The 18,401-nt window shown below is 70.8% G+C and carries 18 protein-coding genes; 10 read left to right on the top strand and 8 right to left on the bottom strand.

Annotation, left to right across the window (positions count from 1 at the left end; all coding sequences use genetic code 11):
* Nucleotides 1-293 precede the first annotated feature (293 nt).
* The 7 genes from OCJ37_RS00585 to OCJ37_RS00555 all read left to right on the top strand — a co-directional run bounded on the left by OCJ37_RS00585 (nucleotide 294) and on the right by OCJ37_RS00555 (nucleotide 4,916).
* Nucleotides 294-1,085: an ABC transporter ATP-binding protein gene (locus OCJ37_RS00585; RefSeq protein ID WP_185814754.1), complete on the top strand. Its 792-nt coding sequence runs from the start codon at nucleotides 294-296 to the stop codon at nucleotides 1,083-1,085.
* The gene (locus OCJ37_RS00580; protein WP_263111721.1) at nucleotides 1,085-1,834 is read left to right on the top strand and encodes an MlaE family lipid ABC transporter permease subunit; all 750 of its coding nucleotides are present in this window, start codon (nucleotides 1,085-1,087) and stop codon (nucleotides 1,832-1,834) included. The genes OCJ37_RS00585 and OCJ37_RS00580 overlap by 1 nt, the downstream gene beginning before the upstream one ends.
* A 102-nt stretch (nucleotides 1,835-1,936) precedes the next feature.
* On the top strand, nucleotides 1,937-2,482 hold the full coding sequence (mlaD, locus tag OCJ37_RS00575) for an outer membrane lipid asymmetry maintenance protein MlaD (RefSeq protein ID WP_263111720.1): 546 nt from the start codon (nucleotides 1,937-1,939) through the stop codon (nucleotides 2,480-2,482).
* On the top strand, nucleotides 2,479-3,147 hold the full coding sequence (locus tag OCJ37_RS00570) for an MlaC/ttg2D family ABC transporter substrate-binding protein (RefSeq protein ID WP_263111719.1): 669 nt from the start codon (nucleotides 2,479-2,481) through the stop codon (nucleotides 3,145-3,147). Before mlaD ends, OCJ37_RS00570 begins: the two co-directional genes overlap by 4 nt.
* Nucleotides 3,134-3,451, top strand: coding sequence for an STAS domain-containing protein (locus tag OCJ37_RS00565; protein WP_263111718.1), 318 nt, complete (start codon nucleotides 3,134-3,136; stop codon nucleotides 3,449-3,451). The genes OCJ37_RS00570 and OCJ37_RS00565 overlap by 14 nt, the downstream gene beginning before the upstream one ends.
* Nucleotides 3,452-3,566: 115 nt before the next feature.
* On the top strand, nucleotides 3,567-4,532 hold the full coding sequence (locus OCJ37_RS00560) for an MlaA family lipoprotein (protein WP_263113764.1): 966 nt from the start codon (nucleotides 3,567-3,569) through the stop codon (nucleotides 4,530-4,532).
* Between the two features lie 183 nt (nucleotides 4,533-4,715).
* Nucleotides 4,716-4,916, top strand: coding sequence for a hypothetical protein (locus tag OCJ37_RS00555; protein WP_263111717.1), 201 nt, complete (start codon nucleotides 4,716-4,718; stop codon nucleotides 4,914-4,916).
* A 1,122-nt stretch (nucleotides 4,917-6,038) separates the two neighbouring features.
* Here OCJ37_RS00555 and OCJ37_RS00550 read toward each other — a convergent pair.
* The 3 genes from OCJ37_RS00550 to rmuC all read right to left on the bottom strand — a co-directional run bounded on the left by OCJ37_RS00550 (nucleotide 6,039) and on the right by rmuC (nucleotide 8,714).
* Nucleotides 6,039-6,581 (bottom strand): glutathione peroxidase, encoded by a 543-nt coding sequence (locus tag OCJ37_RS00550; protein ID WP_263111716.1) that lies wholly within the window; start codon nucleotides 6,579-6,581, stop codon nucleotides 6,039-6,041.
* A gap of 76 nt (nucleotides 6,582-6,657) precedes the next feature.
* Nucleotides 6,658-7,038, bottom strand: a complete 381-nt coding sequence (locus OCJ37_RS00545; protein ID WP_263111715.1) for a hypothetical protein — start codon at nucleotides 7,036-7,038, stop codon at nucleotides 6,658-6,660.
* Nucleotides 7,039-7,121: 83 nt separating this feature from the next.
* Nucleotides 7,122-8,714 (bottom strand): DNA recombination protein RmuC, encoded by a 1,593-nt coding sequence (gene rmuC / locus OCJ37_RS00540; RefSeq protein WP_263111713.1) that lies wholly within the window; start codon nucleotides 8,712-8,714, stop codon nucleotides 7,122-7,124.
* A gap of 134 nt (nucleotides 8,715-8,848) precedes the next feature.
* On the opposite strand from rmuC, the gene OCJ37_RS00535 reads away from it, so the two are divergent.
* The 3 genes from OCJ37_RS00535 (at nucleotide 8,849) to OCJ37_RS00525 (ending at nucleotide 11,777) form a co-directional block, all read left to right on the top strand.
* Nucleotides 8,849-9,472, top strand: a complete 624-nt coding sequence (locus OCJ37_RS00535; protein ID WP_263111712.1) for a glutathione S-transferase family protein — start codon at nucleotides 8,849-8,851, stop codon at nucleotides 9,470-9,472.
* Between the two features lie 164 nt (nucleotides 9,473-9,636).
* Complete coding sequence (locus OCJ37_RS00530; protein WP_263111711.1) at nucleotides 9,637-11,061, top strand: amino acid permease; 1,425 nt, start codon at nucleotides 9,637-9,639, stop codon at nucleotides 11,059-11,061.
* Nucleotides 11,058-11,777 (top strand): DUF6882 domain-containing protein, encoded by a 720-nt coding sequence (locus OCJ37_RS00525; RefSeq protein WP_263111710.1) that lies wholly within the window; start codon nucleotides 11,058-11,060, stop codon nucleotides 11,775-11,777. Before OCJ37_RS00530 ends, OCJ37_RS00525 begins: the two co-directional genes overlap by 4 nt.
* Nucleotides 11,778-12,016: 239 nt before the next feature.
* Here the strand turns inward: OCJ37_RS00525 and OCJ37_RS00520 are convergent, their stop codons facing one another.
* The 5 genes from OCJ37_RS00520 to OCJ37_RS00500 all read right to left on the bottom strand — a co-directional run bounded on the left by OCJ37_RS00520 (nucleotide 12,017) and on the right by OCJ37_RS00500 (nucleotide 18,345).
* Nucleotides 12,017-13,228, bottom strand: coding sequence for an MFS transporter (locus tag OCJ37_RS00520; protein WP_263111709.1), 1,212 nt, complete (start codon nucleotides 13,226-13,228; stop codon nucleotides 12,017-12,019).
* Nucleotides 13,229-13,345: 117 nt separating this feature from the next.
* Nucleotides 13,346-13,747, bottom strand: coding sequence for a DUF2628 domain-containing protein (locus OCJ37_RS00515; RefSeq protein ID WP_263111708.1), 402 nt, complete (start codon nucleotides 13,745-13,747; stop codon nucleotides 13,346-13,348).
* Between the two features lie 284 nt (nucleotides 13,748-14,031).
* Nucleotides 14,032-15,183, bottom strand: coding sequence for a glycerate kinase (locus tag OCJ37_RS00510; protein WP_263111707.1), 1,152 nt, complete (start codon nucleotides 15,181-15,183; stop codon nucleotides 14,032-14,034).
* A 169-nt stretch (nucleotides 15,184-15,352) separates the two neighbouring features.
* Nucleotides 15,353-16,603, bottom strand: a complete 1,251-nt coding sequence (locus tag OCJ37_RS00505) for a dipeptidase (RefSeq protein ID WP_263111706.1) — start codon at nucleotides 16,601-16,603, stop codon at nucleotides 15,353-15,355.
* 218 nt (nucleotides 16,604-16,821) lie between these two features.
* Complete coding sequence (locus tag OCJ37_RS00500; RefSeq protein WP_263111705.1) at nucleotides 16,822-18,345, bottom strand: tryptophan halogenase family protein; 1,524 nt, start codon at nucleotides 18,343-18,345, stop codon at nucleotides 16,822-16,824.
* Nucleotides 18,346-18,401 lie beyond the last annotated feature (56 nt).

The raw sequence follows: 18,401 nt of genomic DNA, 5'->3' as shown, positions 1-18,401 counted from the left end.
CGGTGCGCGGCAGCGCATACAAGCGGCACTGCGCAACGCCGCGGGCGCGCGCCAGGTTGAACCGCGGCACTGGAGCAGTCCAGCCGCCGCCAGCACAAGGCCGCAGCGCGTGCCGTACCGGCCGGCGCCGCCAGGGAACCGGTCCCTCCAGACCCAAGACACGCTGTTGCATGTACGGCGTTCCCGGACCACGCGCACGCGGGCGTCACGGATGCGACAATACTGCACGGCCCAGTTCGGTTAAGTTCAGCGGACTGGTTCAATCCTGTGTTGATTTTTCGTTAAAGGCCGCGATGGCGTCTTCCGAATCCAATGTGGTGCAGCTGTCCGGCGTGCGCATCGACCGCGGCGGCCGCGCGATCCTGCGCGACGTCTCGCTGGCGGTGCCGCGCGGCAGCATCACCGCCGTGCTCGGCCCGTCGGGCAGCGGCAAGTCGACGCTGCTGGCGGCGCTGACCGGCGAGCTGGTCCCGGTCGCCGGCACGGTCGAGGTGTTCGGCCAGCCGCTGCCGCGCGGCAGCCGCGCGCTGCGCGAGACGCGCAAGAGCATCGGCGTGCTGCTGCAGGGCAACGGCCTGCTCACCGACCTGAGCGTGGCCGAGAACGTGGCGCTGCCGCTGCGCGCCCACACCCGCCTGCCCGAGCCGGTGCTGCAGCGGCTGGTGGCGCTGAAGCTGCACGCGGTGGGCCTGCTCGCCGCCGCCGACGCCTGGCCGCGCGAACTGTCCGGCGGCATGGCGCGGCGCGTGGCGCTGGCCCGCGCGCTGGCCCTGGACCCGCCGCTGATGATCTACGACGAGCCGCTGACCGGGCTGGACCCGATCGCCTCCGGGGTGATCATGAGCCTGATCCAGCGCCTCAACGACACCCTCGGCCTGACCAGCATCATCGTCAGCCACCACGTCCACGAGACCCTGCCGATCTGCGACCAGGCGGTGGCGATCGCCAACGGCGGGGTGGTCTTCGCCGGCACCCCGGACGCGCTGCAGGCCAGCGCCGACCCGCTGTTGCAGCAGTTCCTGCATGGCCGCCCGGACGGCCCGATCCCGTTCGATGCGCCGCCACGCGCGCGGAGCGCCGCCTGATGGGCGCCGTCGCCTCGATCCGCGCGCTGGGCCGCGCCGGGCTGTTCTCGCTGACCGTGCTGCGCGGCTCGCTGCCGACCCGCGATTTCCTGGCCGAGCTGGTCCGCGAGATCTACAAGGTCGGCGCGCGCTCGCTGCCGATCATCGCCGTCGGCGGCGCCTTCGTCGGCCTGGTGCTGACCCTGCAGGGCTACCGCACGCTGCAGACCTACGGCGCCTCCGACGCACTGTCCACGCTGCTGGGGCTGTCGCTGTACCGCGAACTGGCGCCGGTGCTGACCGCGCTGCTGTTCATCGGCCGCGCCGGCAGCTCGATCGCCGCCGAACTGGGGCTGATGCGCGCCACCGACCAGATCAAGGCGCTGGAGCTGATGGCGATCGATCCGGTGGCCAAGGCGGTGGCGCCGCGCTTCTGGGCGGCGGTGCTGACCGTGCCGCTGCTGACCGGCATCTTCTGCTCGCTGGCGATCAGCGCCAGCTACTTCGAAGCGGTGCACGTGCTGGGCCTGGACCGCGGCACGTTCTGGTCGGCGCTGTCGAGCAGCGTGGATTTCTGGGACGACTTCGGCGTGGCGATGCTGAAGTCGGCGGTGTTCGGCGGGACCGCGGCGCTGGTCGCCTCGTACGTCGGCTTCCATGCCGAGCCGACCATCGAGGGCACCTCGGTGGCCACCACCCGCGCGGTGGTGAACGCCTCGCTGCTGGTGCTGATGTTCAATTTCGTGCTGTCGGCGCTGCTGTTCCAGTAAGGGACCGCACGCCGCAGCGAAGCCTGCCGTCGCCGGCGGGCCGCGTTTTACGGCCACGGCACTGTCGCCGCGGCCCGGATGAATCAACAAGGTAGACACGTTATGGCTATCCGTGGTCCCCGTCTCGAGTTCGCCGTCGGCGCCTTCCTGCTGCTGGGCCTGGCCTCGCTGCTGGTGCTGGCGCTCGCCTCCACCAACCGCCAGTGGGGCTTCGGCGGCGGGCGCTACGAGCTGACCGCCCGCTTCTCGCAGATCGGCCAGTTGCGCCAGCAGGCGCCGGTGAAGATCGGCGGGGTGATCATCGGCCAGGTGGCGAAGATCGAGCTGGACCCGGCCAAGTTCGACTCGGTGGTGACCCTGGCCATCGACGACCGCTACAAGGACCTGCCGGCGGACACCTCGGCCGGTATCCTGACCAGCGGCCTGCTCGGCGAAAGCTATGTGGGGCTGCAGCCCGGCGGCGATCCGGACACGCTCAAGCCCGGCCAGGAGATCGCCTTCACCCAGCCGGCGGTGGACCTGATCCAGCTGGTCGGCAAGTACATGTTCGGCGGCGGCAGCGGCGGAAGTAACACCGGCGCGACACCCGCTGCCGCATCCTCCGCGAACAGCCCCACTCCCTCTACGGAAACGGAACCCAAGCCATGACCAACAAACTGCTCTCCGCCGCTCTCGCCGCCGCGCTGGCCGTCGCCGCCCCCGCCATCGCGCTGGCCCAGGCCGCGCCCGCCGGCGCCGCCGCCCAGCAGGGGTCGGCCAGCAAGGTCGTGCTCGACAACAGCACCCGCATCCTGGCCACGCTGGAACAGCGCCGCGCCGAGTTCAAGAGCAACAACGCCGCGCTCAAGCAGTTCATCGACAGCGAGATGAACAAGTCCTTCGACCGCGACTACGCCGCGCGCCTGGTGCTGGGCGTGCACGGCCGCGGCGCCTCCGATGCCGACGTCAAGCTGTTCGCCGATGCGATGGCCGACAACCTGATGCAGCGCTACGGCAGCTCGCTGCTGACCTTCGAAGGCAAGCCGCAGGTGCGGGTGAAGTCGGAAACCCCGCTGCCGGGCGGCCGCGGCGCGAAGGTCTCCACCGAACTGCTGCGCAGCGGCGGCGACCCGATCCCGGTCGACTACCTGGTGCGCAATACCGGCGGCAGCTGGAAGATCTTCGACGTGATGGTGGAAGGCGTGTCGTACGTGCAGACCTTCCGCAACCAGTTCGACACCCCGCTGCGCACCAAGTCGATCCCGCAGGTCGCGGCCGACCTGCGCAACGGCGCGCTGCAGGTCGCACCGGCGAGCAGCAGTGGCAAGCAGTGAGCCACGCCTGCGTCGCGACGGCGACACGCTCGCGCTGAGCGGCGCGCTCGACCGCGCCGCGGCCACCGCGCTGTGGCCGGCGGCGCTGCCGCTGCTGGCCGGCGCGCGCGCGCTGGACCTGCGCGAGGTGTCGCGGGTGGACAGCGCCGGCCTGGCGCTGCTTGCCGAACTGGCCGCACGCCTGCGTGCGCAGGGCCAGGCCGAGGTCGCCATTCACGGCGCCCCGGCCGGCCTGACCGAATTGAGCGCCGCCTACCGGCTGGCCTCGACCCTGGATTTCCAATCTCCCCCGGCGGCGAGCTGACCCCATGAACGTGTTGCGTATCCTCACCTCCCTGGCTCTGGCCGCCGCCCTGGGCGCCTGCGCCGGCGCCCCCAAGCGCACGCCGCCGCCGCCCGCGGTCGCCACGACCGAGGCGATGCCCACTGCCGATGCCGCCGCTGCGGACGACACGCGCGCCGCCGTCGGCGACACCGCGCCGGCCGCCGCTGCGCAGGCCTCGCCCGAGACCGCGGCCGTCCCTGGCGAGGCGACGGCCGCACCGGCCAGCGTGCCGCCGACCGGCGGCGCGGCGACCGCGGCCGAGGACGACTACGCCGCCCTGTACGGCGGCGACCCGTACAACCCGGTCGCCGATCCGACCCTGCCGGCCGGCGTCGCCGTGCCGCAGAGCTATGATCCGTGGGAGAAGTTCAACCGCAAGGTGCACAAGTTCAACAACGTGGTCGACCGCACCGTGGCGCGGCCGCTGGCGCGCGCCTACGTCAACGTGGTGCCGCGGCCGGTGCGGCTGGGCGTGACCAACTTCTTCGACAACCTCAGCTCGCCGCTGACCATGGTCAACCAGCTGCTGCAGGGCCGTCCGCTGCAGGCCGGGCAGACCCTGGGCCGGTTCCTGATGAACAGCACGCTGGGCATCGCCGGCATCTTCGACCCGGCCAGCGACGCCAAGCTGCCGCGGCGCAGCGAGGACTTCGGCCAGACCCTGGGCGCCTGGGGCTGGCGCCGTTCGCGCTACGTGGAGTTGCCGCTGTTCGGGCCGCGCACGGTACGCGACGTGTTCGGCCTGGCCGGCGACGCGCCGCTGTCGCCGCTGCGGCAGATCGAGGAAGACACCGTGCGCGTCGGCCTGCAGGGCCTGCAGCTGGTCGACACCCGCGCGCAGCTGCTGTCGCTGGACAGCCTGCGCGACGAGGCGCCGGACGAGTACCAGCTGACCCGCGACGCGTGGATGCAGCGCCGCACCTACCAGATCGAAGGCGACCTGCACACGCACAAGCGCCAGGACAACGATCTGCCCGACTATCTGCGCGAGGAAGAGACCAATCCGACCGTGCCGGTGGACGCGATGCCGATCCCGGAATGGCGCGGCGGCAGCCGCTGAGTCTGGCGCGCTTCCGGCGGTACGAAAGAACCCGGCGTCGGCCGGGTTTTTTTTGGCTGGGTTTTTCCCGCCATGCCCACCGTAGGAGCATCGTGATCGTGGGCTAGCCTCGCCGCCCGACACATGCGGGCGCGCTCCCTTGGCCGCAGCGGACGTCACGCACGCAGCAGGCTCCCCCTGCTGTTGCTGTTGCTGTTGCTGTTGCTGTTGCTGTTGCTGTTGCTGTTGCTGTTGCTGTTGTTGCTGTTGCTGTTGTTGCTGTCGCTCTTGGTTGTTGCTCCTGGCCGTTGCTTTCCTTTTGATTTACCGGCCCCCCTCAGCGCGGCAGGCGGGCGGGCGAATACCCGAAGGGCGGCGCGCAGGATGCGCGACGTTTTTCGTTGACACATGGATGCGCCATCGAAAATTCCCGTCGTGCCTGCGGACCCGGAGCGCGCAGCGCGGAGGGCGCGCTGCGGGGTGTGCTTGACCAGCCTTCGGCTGTGGTAAAGCGCTTCTTTTGGTTACTTTTCTTTGCACAAGCAAAGAAAAGTGACTCGCCGCAAGGCGAAAGCTTTGCACTTGTACTTGCTGCAGTGGCGGCAGCCGAATCACTGTAGGAGCGGCTTCAGCCGCGACCGGGGCCTCACGGGAATGTCTCGGTCGCGGCTGAAGCTGCTCCTACAGAAAGGCACCAAAGCAAAGGCTTCCGCCTTTGGCGGGTCACTTTTCTTTGCTCGCGCAAAGAAAAGTAACCAAAAGAAAGCGCGCCCTGCCTTGCGCCCTCCGCGCTGCGCGCTCCGGGTCCGCGGATGCACCGGGGATTCGCGGAAGGGGCATCCTGCCCCTGCCGCGAACGGCGCACATCCCTGTGCGCCGCCCCTTCGGGGTTTTTCCCCGGTCCATCCGCCGCTGCGGAAGGGAACCCGGTAAGTCAAAAGCAACGGCAACGGCAACAGCCAAAGCCAAAGCAACTGCAACTACAACTACAACTACAACTACAACTACAGGCAATGGTGACGGTGGCGGCCGCGGCAAGAATCCAGCCAACTGCGTGCTCGCAGCATCGGGACGCCTTCGCACCAGATTGCCGGCCATGACATTGGCCCAGCCGCCGTGGAACGACTCCAGATGCGTGGACCTTCCGTCGCGGCGCGCGAATGGCACCGCCCGGCTATGCCGGTGTTGATGGCCGGCGCCCTGCTACAGCGCACTACGCAAGCCAACCGCCTCCTGTAGGAGCGGCTTCAGCCGCGACGAACGGAGTGGGAGTCCTAACGCTTCGACGCTCTGCCAAAACCGATGGCTCAAGGCCATCAGATCACTTTTACGGTGCAGCCATCGAGTCAGCTGTGCGCCTTTTGTAGGAGCGGCTTCGGCGGCCTTGGGCCATTAACCGAGACGAACGGAGCCCGGAACCGCCACGGCCTCGAAGCCTTTCGGTCCGATGGCCAAGCCACCCGGAGCCTCCACAGCGCATCCGGATCGCCAGGCATCGCCGCGTAGGCACCCGAACGCCGCAAGCCGTTACGCCAGCGCCGTCTCGATCGCCGTGCGCAGGCGCGGGTCCTCGGCGGTCACGTCCGGGGCGAAGCGGCCGAGTACCTGGCCGTCGCGGCCGACCAGGAACTTCTCGAAGTTCCACAGCACGCCCGGCACCGGGTTGGGGGCGATGCCGTAGCCGAGCAGCCGCTCGCGCATCGGGCCCTCGCCCTCGGTGTGCGGCTGCGCCTCGATCAGCGCGCGGTACAACGGATGCGTCGCCTCTCCAGTGACCGCGATCTTGGCGAACATCGGGAAGGTCACGTCGTAGGTGAGCTGACAGAACTGCTGGATCTCCGCCTCGCTGCCCGGCTCCTGGCCCTTGAAGTCGTTGGCCGGGAAACCCAGCACTTCCAGCCCGTCGGCGCGCTTTTCGCGGTACAGCGCCTCCAGGCCTTCGTACTGCTTGGTCAGCCCGCACTTGGAGGCGACGTTGACCAGCAGCAGCACCTTGCCGCGATACCCGGCCAGCGACGCGGGCTGGCCTTCGATGGTGGTCAGCGGGATGTCCTGGATCGACTGGTGCATGCGCGGCTCCTGCAACGAGAATGGGGAGCGCAAGCATAGGCGCAATGGCCGCACGGCGGCCATTGCGCGCCGTGCATCAGTCGATGCAGATCTGCGCGGCGCCGACGCCGCCTTGCACCTGCTGCCGGCAGCCGAAGTTCTCGCTGATGTCGCGCTGGCACACGCCCTGGGCGGCAGTGCCGGTGGCCACCGGCGTCACCGCCAGGCAATCGCCGCGGCACTGGTCGCCGTCGCTGCAGGTCTTGCCGGCGTCGGCGAACGGGACCACGCACTTGAGCAGGCCGCGGCGGCCGAGCGGACGCAGGCTGCCGCCCTGCGCGGTGCAGGCCGCGGCATCGGGCGCCGCTTCGGCGCCGGCGCTGCCGGACTGCGCGGCGGGCGTCGCCTGCGGGGCGGGGCCGCTGGCGCAGGCGGCCAGCAACAGGCAGGACAACAGGGTGCACCATCGCATCGACATCGGCATCTCCATTCGGGCAGGGCGGCGGCGCCCAGTATCGCAGCGCGCGTGTTGCAGCAGATGCATGGCCGTGCGCGATGCGCTCACTCCTGTTCGTCGCGCGCGGCATCCTCGTCCGGATCGGGATCGGCCATCGGCAGCTCCAGATCGAGCAGCGGCGCGAGCTGCGCCTCGGCCAGCGTCTCCACCCCGCGCAGGCGGCGCTCGATGGTGCGGGTCTTGCGGCTGGCATCGCCCAGGCTCTTGCCGACGGTGCTGATCTGCTTCTCGGCCTTTTCCAGGATGCCGGCGAACTTGCCGAACTCGCTCTTGACCGCCGCCAGCACGCCCCACACCTCGCTGGAGCGCTTCTCGATGGCCAGCGTGCGAAAGCCCATCTGCAGGCTGTTGAGCAGCGCGGTGACGGTGGTGGGGCCGGCGACGACGATGCGGTGCTCGCGCTGCAGCAGGTCGGCCAGGCCGGGCCGGCGCAGGGTTTCCGCGTACAGGCCTTCGGTGGGCAGGAACATCACCGCGAAATCGGTGGTGTGCGGCGGCGCGATGTACTTGTCGCTGATCGACTTGGCCTGTACCCGGATCGCGCGCTCCAGCTGCGCGCCCATCGCCAGCACCTGGTCCGGCTCGCCCTGCTCCTGCGCATCGAGCAGCCGCTCGTAGTCCTCGCGTGGGAACTTGGCGTCGATCGGCAGCCATACCGGCGTGTCCTCGTGGCCGCGGCCGGGCAGGCGCACCGCGAAATCGACCATTTCGTTGCGCTCCGGGCGCACCCGCACGCCGCGCGCGTACTGCTCCTGGGTCAGGGTCTGCTCGAGGATGTTCTCCAGCTGCACCTCGCCCCAGCCGCCGCGGTTCTTGACGTTGCTCAGCACGCGCTTGAGATCGCCCACGCCGGTAGCCAGCTGCTGCATTTCGCCCAGCCCGCGCTGGACCTGCTCGAGCCGCTCGGAGACCAGCTTGAACGAGGCGTCCAGGCGCGTGTTGAGCGTGGTCTGCAGCTTCTCGTCGACGGTGCCGCGCATCTGCTCGAGCTTGGCCGCGTTGTCGGCCTGCAGTTCCTTCAGCCGCTCTTCCAGGGTGGCGCGCATCTCGCCGATGCGCTGCTCGTTGCGCTGGATCAGTTCGTTGAGCCGCTGGCCGAGCGTGTCGGCGAAGCGCTGCTGCGACTCGGCGCCTTCCAGGCGGCCCTTGCGCGCGTCCTCGACCAGGGTCTCGCGCAGCGCGCCCAGGTGCGCGTCGATGCGCGCGATCAGTTCGGCTTGCTGCTGGCCGAAGTGCAGCATGCGCGCGTCCTGCTGCTGGCCGAACGCGTCGAGCTGGCCGCGCATCTCGACCAGGCGCTGGTTCAGCAGTTCGGCCACGCGCTGCTGCGCCTCGCCGGCCTCGGCCCGGCCGCGCCGCGCGTCCTCGGTCAGCGCCTCGCGCAGCAGGTCCAGGCGCTGGTCGGTGCGGGTGGACAGGTCGGCCAGATGGCGGGCGAAGCCCTCGCTGCGCGCGTCCTGCTGCCGCGCCAGGCTGTCGAGCTGCTCGCGCAGTTCGCCGCGGCCGTTGCGCTGTTCCTCGCGCAGCGCCTGTTCCAGCGCCGCGGGGTCGTTCCGGCGCAGCAGCAGCGCCACCAGCAGCACGACGACGACGCACAGCAGGCCGGCCAGGATCAGGAAATGGAAATCGGTTTGCATGCCGCCAGTGTAGCCGGCCGTGTCTCAGGCGCTGCGCCGGAGCCATGCCCCTGCGCAATCCCTGCCAGGCATGGCCGCATTGCGCCGGGACGCGCGCCGATGCACGCTGCATGCTCGCCCCCGACCCGAATGCCATGCTCACCCTCTACGGCAAGTCCTCTTCGATCAACGTGCGCAAGGTGCTGTGGCTGTGCGCGGAACTGGACCTGGCGATCGACCAGCATCCCTACGGCGCCGGCTTCGCCGCGGTGGACACGCCGGCGTTCCGCGCGTTGAACCCGAACGCGCTGGTGCCGGTGCTGCGCGACGGCGACTTCGTGCTGTGGGAATCCAACAGCATCTGCCGCTACCTGGCGGCGCGCCAGCAGCGCACGGACCTGCTGCCGGCCGCGCCGCAGGCGCGGGCGCTGGTCGAGCAGTGGATGGACTGGCAGGCCACCGAACTCAACAACGCCTGGCGCTACGCGTTCATGGCGCTGGTCCGCGACAGTCCCGCACATCGCGATGCGCAGGCGCTGGCGCAGGGCGTGGCCGGCTGGCACCGGCACATGGGCATCCTCGACGCGCAGCTGCAGCGCACCGGCGCCTATGCGGCGGGCGCGGACTTCACCCTGGCCGACATCGTGCTCGGCCTGTCCACCCAGCGCTGGATGGCCACGCCCATGCAGCGCCCGCCGCTGCCGGCGGTGGCCGCCTACTACGAACGGCTGTCGGCACGCCCGGGCTTTCTGGCGCACGGGCGCAACGGCCTCCCGTAACCGCGCGGAACGGGCGGTCGCGCGGCGGCGGCTGTCGCAGGCCGCATGGCGCGCGTTGTCTGCCGCCGCGCGACCGGCCGGCCGGGCAAGGCCGCCGGGCATAGCTTTGCTGCACCGCATTCGGCGACACTCGCGGGCTTGTCCTGTCGTTCCCCGAGGCCCGCATGTCGTTCCTGTTCCGGCGCAAGTCGCTCGATCTGGTCACCGTCCACGAAGCCGGGCGCCGGCTGGTGCCTACGCTGAGCTGGCCGCATCTGGTGGCGCTGGGCATCGGCGCGATCGTCGGCACCGGCATCTACACCCTGATCGGAGTCGGCGCGCACCTGGCCGGGCCGGCGGTGCTGCTGTCCTTCGCGGTGGCCGGGGCGATCTGCGCCTGCGCCGCGCTGGCCTACGCGGAGATGGCCACGCTGATGCCGGCCGCCGGCAGCGCCTACACCTACAGCTACATCGCGCTCGGCGAGAGCATCGCCTGGGTGGTCGGCTGGAGCCTGATCCTGGAGTACTCGCTGGTGGTCAGCACGGTGGCGGTGGGCTGGTCCGGCTATGCGGTGGGCTTCCTCAAGGGCGTGGGCGTGGACCTGCCGCTGTGGCTGACCGCCGGGCCGCACGCCGGCGGCGTGGTCAACCTGCCGGCGGTGCTGATCACCTTCGTGGTCGCCGGCATGCTGATGCTCGGCACCCAGGCCAGCGCCACGGTCAACGCGGTGCTGGTGGCGGTGAAGATCATCGCCCTGACCGTGTTCGTGGTGATCGCGCTGCCGCATTTCGACAGCGCGCGGATGGAGCCGTTCATGCCGTTCGGCTTCGCCAAGTCGATGGGCGCCGACGGCGTCGAACGCGGGGTGATGGCCGCCGCGGCGATCATCTTCTTCGCCTTCTACGGCTTCGACGCGATCTCCACCGCGGCCGAGGAGACCAAGAAGCCCGAGCGCGACCTGGCGATCGGCATCCTCGGCTCGATGGTCGGCTGCACGCTGATCTACGTGCTGGTGGCGCTGTCGGCAGTCGGCGCGATGAGCTACACGGTGTTCGGGCAGAGCGCCGAGCCGCTGGCGCTGATCCTGCGCGAACTCGGCCAGGGCAAGGCGGCGACGCTGATCGCCGCGGCCGCGGTGATCGCGCTGCCGACAGTGCTGCTGGCGTTCCTGTACGGGCAGAGCCGGATCTTCTTCGTGATGTCGCGCGACGGATTGCTGCCGCGCGGGCTGTCCAAGGTCAGCGCGCGCACCGGCACGCCGGTGGCGACCACGCTGTTCACCGCGCTGCTGGTGGCGGCGCTGGCCGGGGTGGCGCGGCTGGACGAGATCGCCGCACTGGCCAATGCCGGCACCCTGGCCGCGTTCATCGCGGTGGCCGCGTGCCTGCTGGTGCTGCGCGTGCGCGAACCGGACCGCGTGCGCAAGTTCCGCACGCCGCTGGCCTGGGTGGTCGCGCCGCTGGCGATCGGCGGCTGCCTGTACCTCTTCTGGAGCCTGCCACACACCACGCAGAAATGGTTCGCGTTGTGGAACGCGATCGGCGTGGCCGCCTATCTGCTGTACGGGCGTCGCCACAGCCTGCTGCAGCGCGAGGCGCCGCGGCCGTGACGCCGGCCTTCCAGACCACCCTGGCGCGCCACATCGGTACCGCCTTCGCCCGCCAACTGGCGCTGGCCGACCTGCTCGGCGAGCGCGGCTGGAGCCTGGATCTGGCCGAAGGGATCGCGCACTTCGGCGACGACCTGCACTTCCCGGTGCAGTTGCTGGGCAGCGCCGCCGAGGACAGTGCCAGTTGGCTGTGGGCCTGGGCCAACACCGCCAGCAATCTGCCGGACAACCTGTTGGTCGCGGCGAATGCCTTGCGCGAACGCGGCGAGCGCGAGGGACCGGCCGAGCTGGCCACCGCGTCGCTGCCGCTGGACGACGACGGCCACATGCTGGCCCTGCTCGCCGCCGCGCTGAGCGCGCGGTGCTACTACCGCGGCCCGTATCGAGGCGGCGCGCTGTTCTTCCTGCTCGAGGACGTGCCCGCCGCCGTGTTCGCGCCCTGCGACGATGCGCGCGTGCTGCGCTTGCTCGGGCAGTTGGTCGCGCAGTTCCCGCTCGACCACCGGACGATGGCCGAGGGCTTTCTCGAGGACCAGGGGTATGCGCTGCGGCGCGAGCCCGGACAGACCGTCGCCATGCGCGACGGCAGCCGGATCACGCTCGACTTCGATGCGCTGGGCCGCCTGGCCCGACTGCAAGGCAGCCTGGCGCCGCAGCAAGCCGCCACGGCGGCGGCGGCCAAGCCGGCGCCGAAATGGCAGTTCTGGAAGAGGTAACACCGCCACGCTCAGCCCCTCTCCCGGGAGAGCGGTTGGGGTGAGGGTACGGCACGAAGCGTCTCGCGGAATCGGGATGCCCGAGGCTTCGCCCGTGCCCTCATCCGCCTCTTCGGGGCACCTTCTCCCGGTGGGAGAAGGGACAAATTTCCCGGCCGCGGCCTGCCGGTTGCGATAAACGCATGCCTCGGAACGGATGCGAGCTTCATCCGATCCAAGCAGAAGGCACCGGCACGCGCTCAATGCGCCGGCGCCGCTGCCCGCCTGAACTCGCTGAAGTAGAACAGCAGCGCGGCCGTGCCGAAGCCGGCGCCGAGCAGCGACAGCCCCGGCCAGCCGGCGTAGGCGAACACCGCCGCGGCCAGCACCGAGCCGGTGGCGCCGCACAGGAACACCGAGGTCATGAACAGGCCGTTGAGCCGGCCGCGCTGCTCCGGCGCCAGCATGTAGATGCTGCGCAGGCTGAGCACCTGGCAGACCTGCACCGCCGCATCCAGCACCAGCGCGGCGACCACGAGCCACGCCAGCGCATGCGCGTGCGCGGCCCAGGCGCCGATGCCGAACGACAGCGCCGCCGCGGCCAGCGCCCAGCCGGTGGCCGGGCGAGTCCAGCCGCGATCGGCCATGCGCCCGGCCAGCGGCGCGACCAGGGCACCGGCGGCGCCGGCCAGCGCGAACAGCGCGATGTGCCGCTGGTCCATGCCGAAGGACTGCGCCAGCAGCAGCGGCGAGCCGGTCCAGAACACATTGAACGCGGCGAACATCATGCCCTGGTAGAACGCGCGCCGGCGCAGCAGCGGGGTGGCGGCATACAGGCGCGGCAGCGAGGCCAGCACCGCCGCATAGGACGCGCGCTGCGCGGGCCGGCGCTGCGGCAGGCGCCAGCGCAGCACCGCCATCAGCAGCAGCATCATGCCGGCGGACAGGAAGAACACCGCGCGCCAGCCCAGGGTGGCGGCGACGAAGCTGGAGAACGGCCGCGCCAGCATGATGCCGGCCAGCAGCCCGCCCATCACCGTGCCGACCACGCGGCCGCGGCTGGCCTCCGGCGCCAGGTGCGAGGCGAACGGCACCAGGATCTGCGTGGCCACCGCGCACACGCCGACCACGAACGAGCCGATCAGGAAACCGGCCGCCGACTGCGACAGGCCGATGCCGAGCAGGCCCAGCACCACTCCGCCCAGCAGCGCGATCGCCAGGCGCCGGTTCTCGGCCACGTCGGCCAGCGGCACCAGCAACAGCAGGCCGGCGCCGTAGCCGAGCTGGGTCAGCGCCACGATCAGCCCGGCCAGGCCCGCGTGCAGGCGCAGTTCCGGCGCGATGATGCCGATCAGCGGTTGCGAGAAATAGATGTTGGCCACCGCCAGGCCGCAGGCGGCGGCGAACAGCGCGATCAGGCCGGAGGACAGGCCCGCGGGTGCCGCATCGGCCTGGGAAGCGAGTGGGGACATGGAGAGCCTGAAGCGGGGACTCGGGACTGGGGAGTGGGGGCCCGGAAGAGCAAAGCATAAGGCAAACGCCGCGCCGCTTTTCCGGGTCCCGAGTCCCGAGTCCCGGCTACGTCCCGCTTACCACCAGCGCATGCCTTCGAAGGGGTTCCAGCTGGTGCTGCCCTTCCTCACTTCCAGGTAGTAGGCGTAGTTGGCGATCATGCCGACCAGCACCGAATAGGCCACGCCCAGGCCGTTGACCACGACCTTCGGCAGGAAGAACGACAGCACGCCGATCAGCACCGAGATGGCGATCAGCACGATCGCCTTGCGCCACAGGCCGAGGATGAAGAAGTAGATCCAGCCGAAGAAGAACGCAAAGAAGTTCATGTTGACCTTCAGCCGCTCGCCGAACGACAGGGCCTTGAACGCCGGCTTGAAGTCGGGCGAGGTCGGTCCGCCGTGGCGGTCGAAGAAATCGAAGCGGAACTGCCACTTCGGGCTGAGCGGCGCGCGCTCGGGGAGATTCTGGGTGCTCATGGAGGTCAATTCCCTTTTGTAATCGTTTTCATTGTAGCTGAATAGGGCTCCGAAGCGCCAATGTCCGCCGGTCGGCACGCTGCGACCCGCACACCCTTCTACGATGCGTTGGACGCGCGAAGCCCCGCCATGCCGGCATCCGAATGGCGCCGTCGGCATGCCTGCTCGGCGGCGATGCGCCACAGCGGAGCTATTGCGCATCGGGCCGTGGCCGATGTCCTGCGCAGGCAGGGCAGGCGCCGCCCCGCGCATCGGCCTGGGGCGGCCATGCGCTTGCGCGCCGCTCAGTTCCCCAGGTCGCGGCCGATCCGGATCGCCTCGGCCACGTTCCGGGCGGCCATGCGCAGGTTCGCCGCCGCCTCGGCCAGCGCCTGCTCCAGCGTGCAGGCGCGCTGCACCGCGCCGAACATCGCAGCGACGCCATGCGCATGCAGCGACGCCGCACCGGCGCCCAGCCCGCCGGCGATCGCGATCACCGGCTTGCCGTGGCGCCTGGCGACCCGGGCCACGCCGAGCGGCGCCTTGCCGTGCGCGCTCTGGCCGTCGAGGCGGCCCTCGCCGGTGATTACCAGGTCGGCGCCGGCCACCAACGCCTCCAGCCCCAGCGCGTCGGCGACCAGGTCCGCGCCCGGGCGCAGCCGCGCGCCCAGGAACGCGACCAGCGCCGCGCCCAGGCCGCCGCCGGCCCCGCCGCCGCGCACGTCGGCGACCGCGATGCCCAAGTCGGCTTCGATCACCGTGGCGTAATGGCGCAGGTTGGCGTCGAGCTGCGCGACCAGCGCCGGCGTGGCGCCCTTCTGCGGGCCGAACACCGCCGAGGCGCCGGCGGGCCCGGTCAGCGGGGTATCGACATCGCAGGCGACCTCGATCGCGCAGTGCCGCAGGCGCGGATCCAGGCCGCTCGCATCGATCCGCGCCAGCGCCGCCAGCGCGCCGCCGCCGAGGCGGGCGGCGAGCGCATGGCCCTGCGCATCGAGCAGGCGCACGCCCAGGGCCTGCGCCATGCCGGCACCGCCATCGTTGCTGGCGCTGCCGCCGAGGCCGACCACGATGCGCCGCGCGCCGGCGTCCAGCGCCGCCAGGATCAGCTCGCCGACACCGTAGCTGGTGGCGGCGAGCGGGTCGCGCCGTGCCCGCGGCAGCAGCGCCAGCCCGCTCGCCGCGGCCATCTCGACGACGGCGGTGCGGCCATCGCCGGCGAGGCCGAAGAAGGCCTCGACCGGCGCGCCCAGCGGCCCGCTGACGGTGCGGCCGACGACGCGCCCGCCGGTGGCCGCGACCAGCGCCGCGACCGTGCCTTCGCCGCCGTCGGCGACCGGCACCTTGACGTAGGTCCACGCCGGGAACACCTCGCGAAACCCCGCCTCGATCTGCGTGGCCGCCTCCAGCGCGGACAGGCTTTCCTTGAACGAATCCGGTGCGATGACGATCTTCATGGCCGCCCCGATGCTAGCCGATGCCGTGCCGCCGGTTCAGCGCATGCCGCACTGCGCCGTTCGATGGCCGGGATGGTTCTTCGGCCGCCGGCCGGCGCCAGGCCAGACGCGGTGGCAGCGGCGCGACGACGCAACGCCATGGCGCCAGGCGGCCTGCACCCAGCGGCCTTCAGGGCGCTCCGGCGCGCGCCTGCGCCGCCGCCCAGTCCTGCGCCTGCTGCATCACCCGCAACACGTTGCCGCCCCAGATCGCGGCGATCTGCCGCTCGCTGTAGCCCTTGCGCAACAGCCAGGCGGTGATCTTGGGCAGGTCGGCGACGTCCTCCATGCCGGCCACGCCGCCGCCGCCGTCCCAGTCCATGCCGATGCCCACGTGCTCGGGGCCGACCAGCGCCAGCACGTGCTCCAGGTGCGCGAAGAAATCGTCCAGCGTCGCCTGCCGCACCGGATACCTGGCGTCCAGCGCCTTTATCTCCTCGCCGAGCTTGAGCCCGTCGGCCAACTGCAGGTGCTCCCAGCCGCCGTATCTGGCGAGCAGCGCCTGCTCGGCGGCCTTGCGCTCGGGGCTGGCGCCGTTGTCGATCAGGTAGCCGCCGTAGGAATTGAGCTGGATCACCCCGCCGTGCGCGGCCAGCACCTTCAGCCGCGCATCGTCGATGTTGCGCGGATGGTCGTGCAGCGCGCGCGCGCCGCTGTGCGAGAGCAGGATCGGCACCGGCGACAGCGCGATCAGCTGGTCGAACACCGCATCGGAGGCGTGCGACTGGTCGATGACGATGCCCAGCGTCTGCGCCTGCCGCACCAGTTCGCGGCCGGCCGGGCTCAGGCCGTGCCATTCCGGCCCCTTCGGGTCGGTGGCCGAATCGGCGAACTCGTTGTTGAGGAAATGCGCGGTGCCCATCAGCCGCAGGCCCTGCGCGTGGTAGAAGCGCAGCAGCGTCGGATCGGCGACCAGCGGGCTGGCGTTCTCCATGCTCAGGTACACCACGCGCTTGCCGGCGGCCTTGAGCCGCGCCGCGTCGGCCGGCGTGGTGGCCAGGCCGAACTGCTGCGGGTGCGCCGCGAGCAGCGCGTGGATCGCCATCAACCGTTGCAGCCCGGCGTCGCGATCGTGCAGGTGCGCCTGCGCGCTGCGGTCGCCCTGGTCGGTGTAGATCGCCCAGAAGCCGCCGTCCAGCGCGCCGGCGACCATGCGCGGATAGTCCACCTGCGCCAGCCGGTTGCCGGCATGCGCGGTCATGATGTCGAAGTCGCCGCGCTCGAAGTTGGCCGGCGTGTCCAGGTGCGAATCCAGGGTCAGCAGCCGCTGCTGCAGCGCGGTGGCGCGCGCCAGTTCCGCCTTGCTGAAGTCGACGGCGTGCGCCGGCAGCGCCGCGGCCAGCGCCAGCGACACGGAAAGACACAGGGTGTGCAGCGTCATGCGCGGGTTCTCGAAAGGGCGGCGTCCCGATGATAGCCATGTGATGGCCATGCCGCGTCCGCCGGGCCATGCCACGCGGGCAGGGACGCATATCGGGACGGCGACGCTTGCCGCCCTGCCGGGTCAGGCCGCGCGGATTCGGGGGATGCGGTCGGCCGTGCGCATGCGGCGTGCACGCCGCGCCAGCGGCCGCAGGCCGACGCAGGCCGCACGCCGCGTCATGCCGGCGCCGCCGCCCTGGCGGGCGTGCGTCCCGCCCACACCTCCGGCCCGGCCTGGCAGTAGCCGGCGATGAACGCCTCCTGCGACGGCATCTGCGCCACCGCGCGGTCGATGGGCTGGCGGATCGCGTCGAGGAAGCGCCGCAGCTCCTGGTCCGGCAGCGCGCGCGCCAGCAGGTGGTGCTGCGCCGGCACGATGCCCTGGCCGAGCAGCACGTGGATCCACGAATCCACCCGGAACAGTTCGTCGCTGCCCTGCCAGGCATGCGCGCGCTCGCGCCAGGCACGCAGCCGCTGCTGCAGCGACTCGGGCAGCGCCATCTCGCGGCAGGCCCGCCACATCGGTTCGTCGCGCTGGTTGGCGTGGTAATGCAGGATGATGAAGTCGCGCACGTGTTCCATCTCGGCGCGGCTGACGTCGTTGTAGAGGTCCGCCATCGACGGGGCGATGCCGTCGGTCGGGAACAGGGTGATCAGCCGCATCACCGCGGCGATGGTCAGGTGGATGCTGGTGGATTCCAGCGGCTCGATGAAGCCGCTGGCCAGGCCCAACGCGACCACGTTCTTGTTCCAGGCCTTGAGCCGGCGGCCGCTGCGGAACGGCACCAGCCATGGATCCTTGATCGGCGGCGCGGCGGCGTCGTGCAGCAGCTTGGCGCGCGCCTCGTCGTCGGACATGTGCGCACTGGAGAACACCAGCCCGCAGCCGACCCGGTGCTGCAACGGGATGTGCCAGCGCCAGCCGGCGGCATGGGCGATGGCGCGGGTGTACGGCACCGGCGCCGCCACCGCCTCGGTCTGCACCGCCACCGCGCGATCGCACGGCAGCCACTGATTCCAGTCCTCGTAGCCGCTGTGCAACGTCTGCTCGATCAGCAGGCCGCGGAACCCGGTGCAGTCGATGAACAGGTCGCCTTCGACCAGCGTGCCGTCTTCCAGCAGCAGTGCCTCCACGAAGCCGCTTTCGGCGTGCTGCCGCACCTGCTGGATCTTGCCTTCCACGCGCTTGAGCCCGTAGCGCTCGGCATGGCTGCGCAGCAGGCGCGCGTACAGCCCGGCGTCGAGGTGGTAGGCGTAGTTGACCGGCGGCGACTGTTGCAGCGCGAAGCGGTCCACGCGCGAGGCCACGGTTTCCAGGCAGTAGTCGCCCAGTTCGGACCCCATCCCGCGGCGCCGCGCTTCCAGCCAGAAATGGTGGAACGCGCAGACCAGGGTGCTCTGCCCGGTGAGGCCGAACGGGTGGATGTAGCGCTCGCCATGCCGCGGCCAGTTCTCGAACGAAATGGAGAGCTTGAAGGTGCCGGCCACGGCGCGCAGGAACTCCTGCTCGTCGATCTGCACGAAGCGGTGGAAGCTGCGGATCGGCGGCACCGTGGATTCGCCGACGCCGACCGTGCCGATCTGCTCGGATTCGATCAGGGTGATGTCCAGCAGGCCGCGGAACTGGTGCGACAGCGCGCAGGCGGCGATCCAGCCCGCCGTGCCGCCGCCTGCGATCACCACCTTGCGTATCTGGCCCATTGCGTCGTCTCTCCTGCAGTCGTGAATGTTGGGCGCGCACGCCGGCGCGCGCGGGA

It is taken from the genome of Xanthomonas sp. AM6, from assembly GCF_025665335.1.
GTDB lineage: Bacteria > Pseudomonadota > Gammaproteobacteria > Xanthomonadales > Xanthomonadaceae > Xanthomonas_A.
Note: the sequence above shows the minus strand (reverse complement) of the source record. Positions and strands in the feature narration are given on the sequence as shown.

What these genes read in the sequence shown, in the direction of transcription:
- OCJ37_RS00585 (WP_185814754.1), top strand. Translation starts at nt 294, where the DNA reads ATGGCGTCTTCCGAATCCAATGTGGTGCAGCTGTCCGGCGTGCGCATC.
- OCJ37_RS00580 (WP_263111721.1), top strand. Translation starts at nt 1,085, where the DNA reads ATGGGCGCCGTCGCCTCGATCCGCGCGCTGGGCCGCGCCGGGCTGTTC.
- mlaD (WP_263111720.1), top strand. Translation starts at nt 1,937, where the DNA reads ATGGCTATCCGTGGTCCCCGTCTCGAGTTCGCCGTCGGCGCCTTCCTG.
- OCJ37_RS00570 (WP_263111719.1), top strand. Translation starts at nt 2,479, where the DNA reads ATGACCAACAAACTGCTCTCCGCCGCTCTCGCCGCCGCGCTGGCCGTC.
- OCJ37_RS00560 (WP_263113764.1), top strand. Translation starts at nt 3,567, where the DNA reads ATGCCCACTGCCGATGCCGCCGCTGCGGACGACACGCGCGCCGCCGTC.
- OCJ37_RS00550 (WP_263111716.1), bottom strand. Translation starts at nt 6,581, where the DNA reads ATGCACCAGTCGATCCAGGACATCCCGCTGACCACCATCGAAGGCCAG.
- OCJ37_RS00545 (WP_263111715.1), bottom strand. Translation starts at nt 7,038, where the DNA reads ATGTCGATGCGATGGTGCACCCTGTTGTCCTGCCTGTTGCTGGCCGCC.
- rmuC (WP_263111713.1), bottom strand. Translation starts at nt 8,714, where the DNA reads ATGCAAACCGATTTCCATTTCCTGATCCTGGCCGGCCTGCTGTGCGTC.
- OCJ37_RS00535 (WP_263111712.1), top strand. Translation starts at nt 8,849, where the DNA reads ATGCTCACCCTCTACGGCAAGTCCTCTTCGATCAACGTGCGCAAGGTG.
- OCJ37_RS00530 (WP_263111711.1), top strand. Translation starts at nt 9,637, where the DNA reads ATGTCGTTCCTGTTCCGGCGCAAGTCGCTCGATCTGGTCACCGTCCAC.
- OCJ37_RS00520 (WP_263111709.1), bottom strand. Translation starts at nt 13,228, where the DNA reads ATGTCCCCACTCGCTTCCCAGGCCGATGCGGCACCCGCGGGCCTGTCC.
- OCJ37_RS00515 (WP_263111708.1), bottom strand. Translation starts at nt 13,747, where the DNA reads ATGAGCACCCAGAATCTCCCCGAGCGCGCGCCGCTCAGCCCGAAGTGG.
- OCJ37_RS00510 (WP_263111707.1), bottom strand. Translation starts at nt 15,183, where the DNA reads ATGAAGATCGTCATCGCACCGGATTCGTTCAAGGAAAGCCTGTCCGCG.
- OCJ37_RS00505 (WP_263111706.1), bottom strand. Translation starts at nt 16,603, where the DNA reads ATGACGCTGCACACCCTGTGTCTTTCCGTGTCGCTGGCGCTGGCCGCG.
- OCJ37_RS00500 (WP_263111705.1), bottom strand. Translation starts at nt 18,345, where the DNA reads ATGGGCCAGATACGCAAGGTGGTGATCGCAGGCGGCGGCACGGCGGGC.